Raw genomic sequence first — 14,212 nt, forward strand, 5'->3', positions numbered from 1 at the left:
GACGGGGTTGACGAACAAAGCCCCCGGCGGCTTGCCGAGGGCTCGGGGTAAAACGTTGGGCTGCTGCACCGACCGCGTCAGCGGCCCGACTTGAACTCGGTCCACAGACGCGTCTGGAGACGCTGGATCTCAGGCGGCAGCGGCTTGAGCAGGAACAGCGTCTTCAGGACTTCGGGCGGCGGGTACACGGCCGGGTCGTTGGCGATGTCCTTGTTCACGTACTTGCGCGCTTCCGCGTTCGCGCTCGGGTAGAAGACCGTGTTCGTGATCGCAGCGTGAACTTGCGGCGTCTCGATGTAGTTGATCCACTCGTGCGCGGCTTCCTTGTGCTGGGCATCCTTCGGGATGGTCATCACGTCAAACCAGATCGGCGCGCCGCCCTTCGGAATGTAGTACTCGATCTTGTACGGCTTCTTCGCCTCGATGGCGCGATGCTTGGCGATTACGACGTCGCCCGACCAGCCGTAGGCGAAGCAGATGTCGCCGCCCACGAGGTCGTTGATGTAGCCCGACGAGTTGAACTGCGTGATGTACGGGCGGATCTTCTTCATCATCGCGAGCGCGGCGCGATAGTCGTCCGGATTCGTCGAAAGCGGATCCTTGCCGATGTAGTGCAGCGCGGCCGCGAACATCTGGTCGGGCGCGTCGAGCACGGACACGCCGCAGGCTTTCAGCTTCGAGATGTTCTCGGGCTTGAAGAGGATGTCCCAGTTGTCGAGCGGCACGTCCTTGCCGAGGATCTGCTGCGCCTTCGTGACGTTATAGGCAAGACCGGTGGTGCCGTACGCCCAGGGCACCGCGTACTTGTTGCCCGGATCCGCACCGGCGACGAGCGCCATCAGTTGCGGGTCGAGATACTTGAGGTTGGGGATCTTCGACTTGTCGAGCGGCGAGAAAATGCCGGCGGCGATCTGCTTGCCCGCGTAGTTGCTGGTCGGCACGACGATGTCGTAGCCCGAGTTGCCCGCGAGCAGCTTGGCCTGAAGGGTGTCGTCGCTGTCGTAGTTGTCGTACTTGACGTTGACGCCGGTTTGCTTCGTGAAGTTCGGAATCGTGTCCTTGGCGATGTAATCGGACCAGTTGTACACGTTCAGTTGCGTGTCTTTTGCCACCGACGTCAGCCACGGCGCCGCGCACAGCGCGAGCACGGCCAGTTGCGCCACCACCCCTTTCTTCATCCCGTTCTCCGATCCTGACCGGCTCCTGCCGGCCGCCTGCCTCGCTTAGTGCCGCGCTTCGTGTCACGTATGCAGCGGCTCCCCTGACTTTACCGAACCTACCATCAAACCTGCCTGGCAAGAAATAAAACGCCGGCATGTCGCGCAAACGGAACATGCGGAGCATGAGCCATGGGACCATGACGCACCCGCGCGCGGACGGTAAATCGCGCGCAATTTTAGCGGTTTCACGGGCCGTGTCCACAAAAAATCCGCTTCGGTGGCGCATGCGCGACGTCCCGCTTCGAGCGGCGTCCCTGTCGGCCTCGGCGCGCCGAAAGCCCCGCCCCACTCGTCTGCGCGACCTTGCTATCAGCTTGCGGTTGCGCGGGCTGACCCATCGCGCATCGACGCTCATCGCCGCGCGGCCGGGGGGCCGCCAAGGGGGCGACCGGCCGCCTGGGCGCGTATCGGTTAACATAGCGACGTTTCGTACCGATGCCGGCGCGCCCGACGCGCCGGCCACGCCCCAAGGCTCATCAATGGCATCCAATCTCCACGACCTTCCCGACAGCCCGTGTATCGGCGTGTGCTCGACCCTCTTCGACGACATCTGCAAAGGCTGTGGGCGCACCGCCGTGGAAGTCTCCAACTGGGTGTTCCTGAGCGACGAGGAAAAGCGCGCCGTATGGGAGCGCATCGAGCGCGAAGGCACCGCCATGCGCTTCCAGAAGGATCGCGCCTGAAATAAAAAACGCCGGACAAGCCGGCGTTTGCAAGGAGGCAGGCGCTCAGAACTTCATGCCGACGCCGAGACCCACGATGATCGGATCGATATGCAGGGTGCCGAGAGGCGTGCCGGCCAGCGACGCGTCGGTGTGCATCCAGATCTTCTTGATATCCGCGTTCACGAAGATGCGCTTCGTCACCTGGAAGTCGATGCCGAACTGCAACGCCGGACCCCAGCTATGGTTGTCGATCGAAACCGACTGGCCGCCCGCGTGCAGACCGTTGTTGTAGAACAGCGTGTAGTTGATACCCGCGCCCACGTACGGCCGCACCTTGCCCGCATTGTTGAAGTGGTACTGGAGCAGGAGCGTGGGCGGCAGCACGCCCACGCCGCCGAGCGCACCGATGTTCGACGTCACCTGGTTGCGCGACGTGCCGAGAATCAGTTCGACGCCGATGTTGTCGGTCGCCATGTAGGTGAAGTCGACTTCAGGCACGAGCGCGTTATTCACGTCGGCGCCAAGCGCGCCGAGCGGACCGCTGCCCCGTGCCTCCGGCGCGATCTCGATGGCGCGCAGGCGGACCAGCCAGTCGCCTGCGTAGATGCCCGAGTCGGGCGAGCCGGCTGCATTGGCCGGCGCGGCAAAAAAGGCGGCGCTCATCATGAGCGCGCACGTTGCTGCAATCTTTCTCACTGCGTGTTGCATCGTATTTCCCCGTATCTATAAGTGTGGCCTGTCAGCGGCCTACAAATTGTCAGAGACGGGGTCCGACGGAGTTTTGACTCCCATCAAGCCAGTGCGAAGGCGGCCCGATGTGCGACCGCAGGTCGCGCAACTCCTGTCAGTAACAGCTCCAAAAGGTCGCGCACACTGCGAATCGTGTTGCCAAATGGCAACGCTTCACGGCCGCGGAAGAACAGACCGTTCGAGACATCGCCGCGCAGCGCCGCGGCGAGGCGCGTGTCGATGCAGAAGTGCCCGAACTTTTCGATGCCGTCACGCAGCCCGCAGGCCGAAAGGCATTCGAGCCCGGTTGGGCAGGCGAGCTTGAGCGAGCCGATCTTGGCGCGAATGCGCGACTCGTTGCGCAGGTAACGTTCGAGCCACGGCGTTTTCACGGCGCGGGCGGGCAGCCCCGTCACGCTCACGAATTCCACGATGTCCTCGGGCTTCGCCTCGGCCAGCACCCGCTTGAATTCGGGGTGGGCGTCGCCCTCCTCGGTCACGGCGAACGGCGTGCCGACCTGCACGCCATTGGCGCCCGCTTCGAGCCATTTACGCACGGCCTCGTGGCTATTAACGCCGCCCGCCACGACGAGCGGCACGTCGCGCCGCGTGATGCCGAGCGTGGTGTACACGCCTTCGAGTTCTTCGAAGATCTGCGCGAACGCGAAGCGCGCGTTGTCCATGTCGGCGATATCGGTCACGCCGAGGTGGCCGCCCGCATGCGCCGGATGCTCGATCACGATGGCGTCGGGCAGGCGCCCCTTCTTCATCCATTTCTTGAGCACGAGCGCGACGCCGCGCGCGTCGGACAGAATCGGCACGAGGGCGATGTCGACGCCCGCCGTGAGGTCGGGCAGATCGAGCGGCAGGCCCGCACCCATCACGATGGCGTCGGCGCCGTGCTCGCAGGCGGCGCGCACGTAGTCCGCATGCGCGCTCACGGCCTTCATGACGTTCACGGCGATCATGCCGTTGCCGCCGGCGAGCTTGCGTGCCGCGGCGATCTCGCGGCCCAGCGCGATCAGGTTCGCGCGCGTGAGCGTTTCGTTGCACGGATCGGCGCGGCACATTTCCATGAGGTCGCCGTGATGATGGCGCAGGTCGATGCTCGCGATGGTGCCGAGCGCGCCTTCGCGCGCGACACTGCCCGCAAGCCGGTGCGCCGAAATACCGACGCCCATGCCGCCCTGCACGATGGGCAGCAGTTGACGGCCGCGAATTTCGAGCGGTGCGAAGGAGTGTGCAGGAAACATGTTTTGCTCTGTCGATGACAAAGCGCTTATGGTCGCGCGTACCCCACAGATGATATTGACCAGAATCAAAAGAAAATGCGGCCGCCGGTAAAGGCAGCCGCATCAGTGATTTATATCAACACGTCGCACTACAAGATTTGCGATGACGCGACGAGATGCCTCATCAGGCTTTCGGCACCTTGAACTGCATGGATTTGTACTCGAGGTATTCCTCAAGGCCGTACGCGCCATTCTCGCGGCCGTGGCCCGACTGCTTGAAGCCGCCGAACGGCGCGGCCATATTCCAGGTGCCGCCATTGATGTCGATCTGGCCCGTGCGGATACGGCGCGCCACGCGTGCGGCGCGCTCGTCGCTGCCGGCCCAGACGGCGCCACCGAGACCGTAGAGCGAGTCGTTGGCGATCGCCACGGCGTCGTCTTCGTCCTTCGCCGTCAGAATCGTGAGCACCGGGCCAAAGATTTCTTCTTGTGCGATGGCCGCGTCGCGCGGCACGCGTCCGAACACGGTCGGCTTCACGAAGAAGCCCTTCGTCACGCCCTCGGGCAGGCCCGGGCCGCCGGTCACGAGTTCGGCGCCGTCGGCTATGCCGCGCGCGATGTAGTGCTGCACGCGCTCCTGCTGGACCTTCGAGGCGAGCGGGCCGAGCCTGGCCTTCTCGTCGCGCGGGTCGCCGACCGTGAACGCCTCGGCGGCCTGCTTCGCCAGCTCGCGCGCTTCTTCGTAGCGCGACTCCGGCACGATCATGCGCGTGTGCGCCGAGCAGGTCTGCCCCGAGTTCAGGAAGCACGCGCCCACGGTGCCCTTCACGGCGGCCGCGAAATCGGCGTCATCGAGCACGACGGCGGCCGACTTGCCGCCGAGTTCCAGCGCCACGCGCTTGACGGTAGCCGAGGCCACCTCGGACACGCGCTTGCCCGCGCGCGTCGAGCCCGTGAACGACACCATGTCCACGTCCGCGTGACGCGCGAGCAGTTCGCCTACCACCGGGCCATAGCCCGTCACGAGGTTGAACACGCCCGCGGGCAGGCCCGCTTCATGGATGGCCTCGGCGAGCACGAACGCGTTCAGCGGCGCGATTTCCGAAGGCTTGAGCACGACGGTGCAGCCGGCCGCGAGCGCGGCGGCGACCTTGAGCGTGATCTGGTTGAGCGGATAGTTCCACGGTGTGATGGCCGCGACGACCCCCACCGGCTCGCGCACCACGAGCGAGTTGCCCACGCGCTCCTCGTACTGGAAATCGCTCGCAAGCTTCGCATAGGCGCCCCAGTTGTAGACGGGGCCGCCCACCTGGATTGCGCGCGCGAGCTTCAGCGGCATGCCCACTTCGCCCGCGATCAATTGCGCGAGTTCATCGGTGCGGGCCTTGAGGTTGTCGGCGATTTTTTGCAGATACGCGCCGCGCTCCGCGGCGGGCGTCGCGGCCCAGCCGTCGAAGGCGGCGCGCGCGGCGGCGACGGCCGCTTCGGCGTCGGCCTCAACGCCTTCGGGAATGCGGCCCATGATCGATTCGGTGCCCGAGTCGATCACGTCGATCGTGCCCTTGCCGTGGGGCGCGACCCATTGGCCGTTGATGTAGAGCTGGGTGTAGTCGTTCATGGGCGGTGCTCCTGTCTCCGTGTTCGTTTGGCGGTTTATCGCGGCCTGGCCGCGTCGATCCCGCATTCTAGCGTGGTTGACGCAAACGGAAAGCGCCGGATGAAATGGGAGAAACGACGCCCGGACTTGAGTGCGCCAGGAATGCCGCAACGTCAGTCCCAAAACAAAACGGGCGACGCTCACCGCGCCGCCCGTTTTCATTTCATGCTTCGATCAGCGACCGAAACTCAATGCAGCCCCTGGCTTGCGAGGAAGTCCTCGTAGTTGCCGCTGTAGTCGTTGATCTTGCCATCGGTTTTCACTTCGATGACGCGGTTCGCGAGACCGTTCACGAATTCGCGGTCGTGCGAGACGAAAATCAGCGTGCCTTCGAACTTCTCGAGCGCGATTTGCAGCGACTCGATCGATTCCATGTCCATGTGGTTCGTGGGCTCGTCCATGAGCAGCACGTTGTGACGGCCGAGCATCAGCTTGCCCCAGATCATGCGGCCCTTCTCACCGCCCGACAGCACCTTCACCGACTTGCGGATGTCGTCGGCGTTAAAGAGCAGACGGCCCAGCGTGCCGCGCACCGACTGCTCGTCGTCGCCTTCCTGACGGTACTGGTCGATCCAGTCCATCAGCGTGACGTCGGCCGGAAACTCTTCGTACGTGTCCTGCGGCATGTAGCCGATGCTCGCGTTCTCGGCCCACTTCACCGAGCCGTTGTCGACGGCCAGCTTGCCCAGCAGCGAGCGCAGCAACGTGGTCTTGCCCGCGCCGTTTTCGCCGATGATCGCGATGCGCTCGCCCGGCTGCACGCTAATGCTGAATTTGTTGAAGATGCGGCGCTCGTACGTCTTCGTGATCTCTTCCGCGACCACGACGATGTTGTGCAGCTTCTTTTCGAATTCGAAGCGGATGAACGGGTTCTGGCGCGACGAGGGCTTGAATTCCTCGATCTTGATCTTGTCGATCATCTTCAGACGGCTGGTGGCCTGGCGCGCCTTGGACTTGTTTGCCGAGAAGCGGCGCACGAAGTCCTGGAGGTCGGCCACGCGTTCCTTCGCCTTGGCGTTGGCATTGGCCTGGCGCTCACGCGCCTGGGTCGACGCCAGCATGTAGTCGTCGTAGTTGCCAGGGTAGACCTTCAGCGTGCCGTAGTCCATGTCCGCCATGTGCGTGCAGACCTGGTTCAGGAAGTGTCGATCGTGGGAAATGATGATCATGGTCGAGTTGTACTCGTTCAGAACATCTTCCAGCCAGCGGATCGAATTGATGTCGAGGTTGTTGGTCGGTTCGTCGAGCAGCAGCACGTCAGGCTTCGAGAACAGCGCCTGCGCGAGCAGTACGCGCAGCTTCCAGCCCGGCGCCACAGCGCTCATCGGGCCAGTGTGGAATTCCGTGCCAATGCCGATGCCGAGCAGCAGTTCGCCCGCGCGCGCCTCGGCCGTGTAGCCGTCGTACTCGGCGAACTTCGCTTCGAGTTCGGCGGCGTGCATGTAGTCGTCGTCGGTGGCCTCGGGGTTCGCGTAAATCGCGTCGCGCTCGGTCATCGCGGCCCACATTTCGGTGTGGCCCATCATGACGACGTCGAGCACGCGCACGTCTTCGTACGCGAACTGGTCCTGGCGCAGCTTGCCCAGACGCACGTTCGGCTCGAGGATCACGTTGCCCGAGCTCTGTTCGAGATCGCCACCGAGGATCTTCATGAACGTGGATTTGCCGCAACCGTTCGCGCCGATCAGGCCATAGCGGTTGCCTTCGCCGAATTTGACCGAGATATTCTCGAACAAGGGCTTCGGCCCGAATTGCATGGTGATGTTGGCGGTAGAGAGCACAGCGCGTCCCGGAAAGTAGATCGACGAAAAACCTGTAATTTTAGCAGGTTATGCCACTTCGCGCGCGAGTTCCAGCCGCCGGAGGCCCGCCGCGCACGCAGGATCGCGACGCAAGCCGGCGGAAAAACCGGCGCGGATCGCGCGGGCGCGAACGACGGCGCGCGCCGCCCTGCCGCAAGCATGACACGCCGATAAGTGCGCAATATGAAGGCGGCCGGCGCGGGTCGCATTGAGGGCCACATTGCGTGGCCACAGCACGCCTTCGCGGCTTCGAGCGTCAGGCCTCGCCGGTACGCGGCGTCTGGAGCACGTCGACGAAACCCGAAAAATCGGCCTGCGCGAGGCCCATCGCTGCGGCAAGGCGCAGCAACTGCTGAACCGTGCCCGCTACGGGCATGGGCGTACCGGTTTGCATGGCCGCCGCGGCAATCGTGTCCACGTCTTTCTGGAACGTCTTGAGCGCGCCGATGGGCTCGAGGCCGTCCTGCGTCATGCGCGGTACGAAGGTGCGCAAGAGCGTCGAGTCGGCCCAGCCGCCCGCGAGCGCCTCGGGCAGTTTCGCCGCGTCGATGCCGCTGCGCCGTGCGAGGCTCACCGCCTCGGCGATCGCCGCCACCGTGGCCGTGACGATCGCCTGGTTGCACAGTTTCGTGGTCTGTCCCGCGCCCGCGCCGCCCATATGGGTGATACGCGAAGCGTAGGCGGCGAGGATGGGCGAGACGGCTTCGACATCGGTCGCCGCGCCGCCCGCCATGATCGCGAGCGTGCCGTTCTGCGCGCCCGCCACGCCGCCGGAAACCGGTGCGTCGACCCAGCCCACGCCCAGCGCCGCCGCGCGCTCCGCGAGCCTGCGCGTCGCATCGGGCGGAATGCTCGAATGATCGACGATGCAGCGCACACGCACGCCCTCGCCCGTTCCGCCTGCCAGCAGCCCCTCTTCGCCGAACACCACGGACTCGACAGCCGCCGCGTCCGCGACGCACAGCAGCACCACCTCCGCCGCGCGGGCGAGTTCGCGCGGCGTGGCCGCCACCTGTGCGCCGTCGGCGACGAGCGCCTCGGCCTTCTGCGGCGAGCGGTTCCATACGCGCACCGCGTGCCCCGCGCGCAGCAAATGGCGGATCATCGGCGCGCCCATCAGCCCCGGTCCGCAAAAACCCAATTCGTGCTTGTCCATCTTCTCCGTCTCCTGCGCCGGGCGCCCCGCGGGCACGTCCGATGCTCGATTTCTTGCGAGGCGCCATCATACCCGGCGCCGCGCCCATCGGGCCTTCGTACCTTCGCACCTTCGCGCCCGCGCGCGAGTGCGTTACCTATACTCGATTGACGCGCCCTCGCCGCGCGCCCTACGAGGAGACACCGCCATGAGCGACCACGTCTACAAACAGATCGAACTCACCGGCTCGTCCACGGTATCGAGCGACGACGCCATCCGTGGCGCCATTGCGCGCGCGTCGAAGACGCTGCGCCACCTGCACTGGTTCGAGGTCGTGGAAACACGCGGCCTGATCGAAAACGATCAGATCTCGCACTGGCAGGTCACGATCAAAGTGGGCATCCGCATCGACGATTGATGTAGATGCCCTGCGGCAGGCATTGTCCTGAGTGCAGGCATAGACCTCGCCCCCGTTTTTTACGCGCCGGCAAGGAAAAACGGCTGCGCGAGCCCCATAGGCTACGTGCAGCCGTTCCTCGTCCGGACGCCCGAATCGTCCGAAGAAAGCGCTCGCGCTTACTTCGGCAGCGAGCCGTCCACGCCTTCGACGTACCAGTTCAGGCGTTGCAGTTCCGGGTCGGTCAGCGTCTTGCCCGCCGGAATCTTGACCGCGCCGGTCTGGTCCTTGATCGGGCCGGTGAATACATCCCACTTGCCGGCGGCGATCGCCTCGCGCTTCGCGGCAACGGCCTTCTGCGCGTCGGCCGAAAGCTCGGACGTGTTGACGTCGCCGAGATCCACGGCCTTTTGCGGAATACCCCACCACACGGGGTCGTTCTTCCATTTGCCGTCGAGCACCTGCTGGATCGCGGCGACGTAATACACGCCCCAGTTGGCCTCGACCGAGCCGAGGTGCGCGTGCGGGCCGAACTTCTTCATGTTCGAATCCCAGCCGAACGCGTGGACCTTCTTCTCTTCGGCCGTGGCGAGCGTGGCGCTCGAATCGGTGTTCTGGAGCAGCACGTCGGCGCCCTGGCCGATCAGCGTTTCCGCGGCCTGCTTTTCCTTGCCCGGATCGAACCAGCTATTGATCCAGATGACCTTGGTGTGGACCTTCGGATTCACCGAGCGCGCGCCGAGCGTGTACGCGTTGATGTTGCGCACGACCTCGGGAATCGGCACCGAGGCCACGAAGCCGAGCGTATTCGTCTTGGTGGCGTAGCCGGCCGCGACGCCCGCGAGATACGCGCCCTGATACATGCGCACGTCATAGGTGCCGAAGTTCGGCGCCTTCTTGTAGCCGGTGGCGTGCAGGAACACGGTGTCCGGGAAGTCCTTCGCAACCTTCAGTTCGAAGTCCTGATAACCGAAGCTCGAACCGAAGATGATCTTGTTGCCCTTGCTCGCGAGATCGCGGAACACGCGCTCCGAATCCGCCGATTCCGGCACGTTCTCCACGCGCGTGATCTTGATCTTGTTGCCGAACTTCTGCTCGGCGGCCTTCGAGCCCTGATCGTGCGCGAAGGTCCAACCGGCATCGCCCGGATTGCCGAGATAGACGAACGCGACGCCCGGCGCGTCGGCGGCCTGGGCCAGCGGCGCGAGCGCCGCCGTGCCGCACGTGGCGGCGACGGCGAAAGCGGTCAGGATGGTTTTTTTCATCGTGGATCTCCTGTCGTGGATGGAATGACTGCGAGCATGCGAAGCGTGGTGATCGGACACCGACCGCGTACTGGTCAGCAATCCCGATCAATGGCGAAAAACCAGGCGGCCGGCCTAAGCCGCCCCAAAGAACGGCTTGCCGAGCGAGGCCGGCGCGTTCAGGCGAATCGTGTTCGGGTTGCGCGAAATGAGCACGAGCACGACGATTGTCGCGACGTACGGCAGCATGGCGAGAAACTGCGTGGGCACCGGCACGCCCACGGCCTGCGCGTAGAACTGCGCGCCCGTGACCGCGCCGAACAGCAGCGCGCCGATCAGCAGACGCCCTGGACGCCAGGTGGCGAACACCACGAGCGCGAGCGCGATCCAGCCGCGCCCGGCCGTGATCTGCTCCTGCCACAGGTGCAGTTGCACCACCGAGTAATAGCTGCCCGCAAGACCCGCCATCGCGCCGCCAAAGGCCGTTGCGCCATAGCGCACGCCGATCACCGGAAAGCCCACCGAATGCGCGACCTGCGGCGACTCGCCCACCGAGCGCAGCACGAGCCCGGCGCGCGTGCGATACAGAAACCAGGCGACCACGGCGAACATGATGAACGCGAGGTAATCGACGGGCGTGAGGCTGAAGAACGCCGGTCCGATCACGGGCAACTGCGAGAGACCCGGAATCGGCCAGGCGGCGATGGTGGCCGACGTCGCCGCGGAGGTGTACGGCTTGCCCACATAGGCCGACAGCCCGACGCCGAAGATCGTGAGCGAAAGGCCCGTGGCGACCTGGTTGGCGAGCATCGTGAGCACGAGAAAGCCGAACAGCAACGCCATCGCGACGCCTGCGACCATGCCCGCGACGAGGCCAAGCCATGGATTGCCGGTGATCGTCGTGACCGCGTAGCCCGTGACAGCGCCCATCAGCATCATGCCTTCGACGCCCAGATTGAGCACACCTGATTTTTCGGTGACGAGTTCGCCCACGCCCGCGAACATGAGCGGAATGGCGGCGGTGACGGCGCTCGATGCGAGCGAGCTGGCTTGCTGGATATCCATGTCGTGTGGCCCGTATCGTTTTTCTCTGGATTGCGCCGGTCAGTTAGTGGCTGCGACCGGATGATGGCGGCGCACGCGATAGTTCACAAAGAGGTCCGCGCCGAGCAGGGAGAACAGCAGCAAGCCCTGGAACACGCCGGACAGCGCCTGAGGCAATTGCAGCGAGGTCTGCACCGCTTCGCCGCCGAGATACAGCAGCGCCATCAGCAGACTGGCGAGCACGATGCCGAACGGGTGCAGGCGCCCGACGAACACGACGATGATGGCCGTGAAGCCGTAGCCCGGCGACCACGTGGCCTGCAACTGGCCGATCGGCCCGGCGATCTCGCCCATCCCGGCGAGGCCCGCAAGACCTCCCGAGAGCAGCAGCGAGGTCCAGATCGTCTTTTTCTCCGAGAAGCCCGCATAACGCGCGGCGAGCGGCGCGAGCCCGCCCACGCTCATGCGGTAGCCCGCGAAGCTGCGGCGCATGAACAGCCACACGAGCGGAATGGCCGCGAGCGTGAGGAAGATCGACGCGTTCAGACGCGTGCCGCGCAGCCAGTGAATGCGCCAGTCGCCGCCAAAGGTCGGATACAGCGCGTCGCCGCTGAACATTTCGGAGAGCGGAAAGTTCATGCCTTGCGGATCGCGCCACGGGCCGCTCACGAGCCAGATCAGCAGTTGCGTGGCGACGTAGGTGAGCATCAGGCTCGTGAGAATCTCGTTGGTGTTGAAGCGGCTCTTGAGCCAGGCGGGAATCGCCGCCCAGGCCATGCCGCCCAGCACACCGGCGATCATCATCAGGAACAGGATCCACCAGCCTGTCGCCTGATCGAAGTAGATCGCCACGCCGCTCGCCGCGATGCCGCCCAGCACCATCTGCCCTTCCGCGCCGATGTTCCAGACGTTCGCGCGATAGCCGGCGGCCAGGCCCAGCGCGATCAGGCACAGCGGCGAGGCCTTGAGCAGCAGTTCGGACCAGCCGTTGACGCTCGACAGCGGCTCGATGAAGAACGCGTACATCGCCTGCATGGGATCGCGGCCCACGAGGCCGAAGATCAGGAAGCCGATGACGAGCGTGAGCAGCGCCGCAATGAGCGGCACAGCGATGCGCACCGTGCGCGACGGCGTCGCGCGGGCTTCGAGTCGATACGGAAGGATCATGGTGGTGAAGTCGGTGGTCGGTCTCGGGAGTGATTTGCGCGCGCCGCGCGTGGCCGGGTGATGCGCCGGGCCTCAGGCGTTCGCCACGGTCTGTGCGGGCGGCTCGCCGTTGCGCCCCGCGCCGCCGTCGCCACGATCGGCGCGCTCGCCGAACAGCCCCGCCATCCAGCGGCCTATTTCTTCGGCGTTGGTCTCGCCTGTCAAGCGCGCGGGCGAAAGCCGTCCGCCCGCGAGCACCGCAATGCGGTCGCAGATGTCGAAGAGTTCTTCCAGTTCTTCCGAAATCACGAGGATCGCCACGCCGCGCGCCGACAGGTCGAGCAACTGCTGCCGGATGAACGCGGCCGCACCGACGTCCACGCCCCAGGTGGGCTGTGCGACCACGAGCACCTTCGGCGCCTGAAGAATTTCGCGTCCCACGATGTACTTTTGCAGATTGCCGCCCGAGAGGCTTTGCGCAAGCGCGTCGGGGCCGCCGCAGCGCACGTCGAACGCGCCGATACAGCGCTCGGCGAATGCGCGCATCGCGCCGGTCTTGAGCCATCCCGAGCGCACCATGCCTTCGCGATGAGCGGTGAGCAACGCGTTCTCCGCGAGCGACATGGCCGGCACCGCGCCGCGCCCAAGCCGCTCCTCGGGCACGAACGCGAAGCCGAGCCTGCGCCGCGCGCCCGCCGAAAGACGACCCGCCGGCTTGCCGCAAAGCTTGACCGCGTCGGCGGCTACGTTGTGGCGGGCCGCCTGCGCCTCGCCCGACAGCGCGGCGAGCAGTTCCGCCTGACCGTTGCCCGAGACGCCCGCAATGCCAAGAATCTCGCCCGCATGCACGCCGAACGAAACGTCGTTGAGCGACGTGCCGAACGGATCGTCGCTCGGCATGGAGAGATGCGTTACGTCGAGCAGCACGTCGCCGGGCGTATGCGCGCGGCGCGTGTAGTCGGGCAGTTCGCGCCCGACCATCAGCCGTGCGAGCGACGCATGCGTTTCCTCGCGCGGAATCACGCGGCCCGTGACCTTGCCGCCGCGCAGCACGGTGGCCGTGTCGCACAGCTCCTGGATTTCGTCGAGCTTGTGGCTGATGTAGAGGATGCTGCACCCTTCCGAAGCGAGACGGCGCAGCGTGCCGAACAGCTTGCGCACCGCCTGCGGCGTGAGCACCGAAGTCGGCTCGTCCATGATGAGCAGACGCGGGTTCTGCAACAGACAGCGCACGATCTCCACGCGCTGGCGCTCGCCCACCGTGAGGCTGTGCACGTGCCGCTGCGGATCGACGTCGAGGCCGTACTGCGCCGACACCTCGCGAATGCGTTGGCCCAGTGCTTTCAGGTCGAACGCTTCGTCGAGCGAAAGCGCGATGTTCTCGCCAACGGTCAGTGTTTCGAACAACGAAAAATGCTGGAACACCATGCCGATGCCGAGCTTGCGCGCCGCGGCCGGGCTGCCGATCTCGACAACCTGACCTTCCCAGCGAATCTCGCCCGCGTCAGGGCGCACCGCGCCATAGACGATCTTCATGAGCGTGCTCTTGCCCGCGCCATTTTCGCCGAGCAACGCGTGGATTTCGCCGGGCGCGACCGAGAGCGTGACGTCGTCGTTCGCGCGCACCGCCGGGTACTGCTTCGTAATGCCGCCAAGCGCGAGGCGCGGGACGCCCTTGTCCGTGTTCTCGCCCTGCGCGCCCCTGGCCTGACGTGGAGATGAATCGCCCATGGAGGTTCCGCCGTTGTACGTTATTGCTGTTTCAAAGCCGTTTGACGCGTACCGCCGCGGCCAGGCGTTGCGCACACTCGCGCGGGGTGAAGATACCCGTTAGCCATGCCAAGGTCGAGCCGCCAAAATTCACCGTTGCCCCGCCGCGCGGGCGACTCGGGGTAAGCCTCGCTTGACGGCGTTTTTTGTACATATTAAAAACCATATACC

The 14,212-nt window shown here is 65.3% G+C and carries 12 protein-coding genes; 2 read left to right on the forward strand and 10 right to left on the reverse strand.

Features of this window, described 5'->3' with window-relative positions:
• Nucleotides 1-77 precede the first annotated feature (77 nt).
• Entirely contained in the window at nucleotides 78-1,178 is a 1,101-nt protein-coding gene (locus C7402_RS16075) for a polyamine ABC transporter substrate-binding protein (protein WP_112172751.1), read from the reverse strand.
• A gap of 521 nt (nucleotides 1,179-1,699) precedes the next feature.
• On the opposite strand from C7402_RS16075, the gene C7402_RS16080 reads away from it, so the two are divergent.
• Nucleotides 1,700-1,903: a DUF1289 domain-containing protein gene (locus C7402_RS16080; protein WP_112172752.1), complete on the forward strand. Its 204-nt coding sequence runs from the start codon at nucleotides 1,700-1,702 to the stop codon at nucleotides 1,901-1,903.
• Nucleotides 1,904-1,948: 45 nt separating this feature from the next.
• On the opposite strand, the gene C7402_RS16085 is transcribed toward C7402_RS16080, so the two are convergent.
• The 5 genes from C7402_RS16085 to C7402_RS16105 all read right to left on the reverse strand — a co-directional run bounded on the left by C7402_RS16085 (nucleotide 1,949) and on the right by C7402_RS16105 (nucleotide 8,461).
• Nucleotides 1,949-2,608 (reverse strand): OmpW/AlkL family protein, encoded by a 660-nt coding sequence (locus tag C7402_RS16085; protein WP_372460431.1) that lies wholly within the window; start codon nucleotides 2,606-2,608, stop codon nucleotides 1,949-1,951.
• A gap of 68 nt (nucleotides 2,609-2,676) precedes the next feature.
• Nucleotides 2,677-3,867, reverse strand: coding sequence for an NAD(P)H-dependent flavin oxidoreductase (locus C7402_RS16090; protein ID WP_112172754.1), 1,191 nt, complete (start codon nucleotides 3,865-3,867; stop codon nucleotides 2,677-2,679).
• Nucleotides 3,868-4,030: 163 nt separating this feature from the next.
• Nucleotides 4,031-5,464: an aldehyde dehydrogenase family protein gene (locus tag C7402_RS16095; RefSeq protein WP_116611290.1), complete on the reverse strand. Its 1,434-nt coding sequence runs from the start codon at nucleotides 5,462-5,464 to the stop codon at nucleotides 4,031-4,033.
• Between the two features lie 227 nt (nucleotides 5,465-5,691).
• Complete coding sequence (locus tag C7402_RS16100) at nucleotides 5,692-7,284, reverse strand: ABC-F family ATPase (protein ID WP_112172756.1); 1,593 nt, start codon at nucleotides 7,282-7,284, stop codon at nucleotides 5,692-5,694.
• Nucleotides 7,285-7,561: 277 nt separating this feature from the next.
• Nucleotides 7,562-8,461: an NAD(P)-dependent oxidoreductase gene (locus tag C7402_RS16105; protein ID WP_116611291.1), complete on the reverse strand. Its 900-nt coding sequence runs from the start codon at nucleotides 8,459-8,461 to the stop codon at nucleotides 7,562-7,564.
• A gap of 187 nt (nucleotides 8,462-8,648) precedes the next feature.
• Between C7402_RS16105 and C7402_RS16110 the strand changes: the two genes are divergently transcribed.
• Nucleotides 8,649-8,858 carry a dodecin gene (locus C7402_RS16110; RefSeq protein WP_112172758.1) on the forward strand — a complete coding sequence of 70 codons (210 nt, stop codon included), beginning with the start codon at nucleotides 8,649-8,651 and terminating at the stop codon, nucleotides 8,856-8,858.
• Nucleotides 8,859-9,016: 158 nt separating this feature from the next.
• Here C7402_RS16110 and C7402_RS16115 read toward each other — a convergent pair whose 3' ends face one another.
• The 4 genes from C7402_RS16115 to C7402_RS16130 form a co-directional block, all read right to left on the reverse strand.
• Entirely contained in the window at nucleotides 9,017-10,102 is a 1,086-nt protein-coding gene (locus C7402_RS16115) for a BMP family ABC transporter substrate-binding protein (RefSeq protein ID WP_112172759.1), read from the reverse strand.
• A gap of 114 nt (nucleotides 10,103-10,216) precedes the next feature.
• Complete coding sequence (locus tag C7402_RS16120; RefSeq protein ID WP_116611292.1) at nucleotides 10,217-11,146, reverse strand: ABC transporter permease; 930 nt, start codon at nucleotides 11,144-11,146, stop codon at nucleotides 10,217-10,219.
• Nucleotides 11,147-11,185: 39 nt separating this feature from the next.
• On the reverse strand, nucleotides 11,186-12,292 hold the full coding sequence (locus C7402_RS16125) for an ABC transporter permease (protein ID WP_116611293.1): 1,107 nt from the start codon (nucleotides 12,290-12,292) through the stop codon (nucleotides 11,186-11,188).
• A 72-nt stretch (nucleotides 12,293-12,364) separates the two neighbouring features.
• Nucleotides 12,365-14,002, reverse strand: coding sequence for an ABC transporter ATP-binding protein (locus tag C7402_RS16130; RefSeq protein ID WP_116611294.1), 1,638 nt, complete (start codon nucleotides 14,000-14,002; stop codon nucleotides 12,365-12,367).
• Nucleotides 14,003-14,212 lie beyond the last annotated feature (210 nt).

The sequence above is a fragment of the Paraburkholderia unamae genome, assembly GCF_003096875.1.
Lineage (GTDB): Bacteria > Pseudomonadota > Gammaproteobacteria > Burkholderiales > Burkholderiaceae > Paraburkholderia > Paraburkholderia unamae.